Origin of the sequence: Bacillus sp. OTU2372 (assembly GCF_038440275.1) — a bacterium.
In the GTDB taxonomy this organism is placed as follows: Bacteria; Bacillota; Bacilli; order Bacillales; family Cytobacillaceae; genus Neobacillus; species Neobacillus bataviensis_B.
Genome location: NZ_JASATK010000072.1, coordinates 1 through 638 on the forward strand (window position 1 = coordinate 1; position 638 = coordinate 638).

At 39.5% G+C, this 638-nt stretch carries 1 protein-coding gene; it reads right to left on the reverse strand.

What is annotated here, in order from left to right:
- Positions 1 to 314: 314 nt before the first annotated feature.
- On the reverse strand, positions 315 to 638 hold a 324-nt coding region (locus AAHB15_RS29955), incomplete at its 5' end, for a transposase (RefSeq protein ID WP_342043898.1).

Genomic DNA, 638 nt, shown 5'->3' on the forward strand with positions numbered 1-638 from the left:
CTTCGTGAAGGCATAGTGAAATAGAGGAGTAAATACAAACTCCATATTTTACCATATAATGTACATGCTCCACGCCGCCCCTGGAGGCTTTCCCTCCCATGTCTCAACGGGTCAAACGCCCTATCATTCCTTCGTCACGCCTATCCAAGGGGTGGAGGCCAGTTAAGCTAACGGAATGGGTCAAAGCCCTTTTGTGGAACAAACCTGGTACTCCGTACATATTTGAATTCCTGCGAATAAGCCAACATTCGGTCAATAAAAGTGTGTTTTATTCTTTATAAGAGGGGACTAATAATCATAAATTCTTTAATTTATTAAGCTACTAAAGGTGTTACTGGTTTTAGCTTATCAGAACAATAGGGTTCATTTCTTCTAGATATACCCACAAAAATCCTTGCCAACTTACCTATTAACTTCATAATTGATTTCATTTTCTTCATTTTTTTTACTTTGACATTATGAGAATGTAGTGCTTGAAAATCTGGGTTATTCATCACAAGGCTCATTGTTGCTAAATAGAGGAATCTCCTTAGTCTGGAACGACCTCGCTTAGAAATGACAATTTGGCCTTTCCACTTACCTGAACTTGCTTCAGCCAAATGCAACCCTGCATGACGAAGAAGAGAATTCCCGTGAGA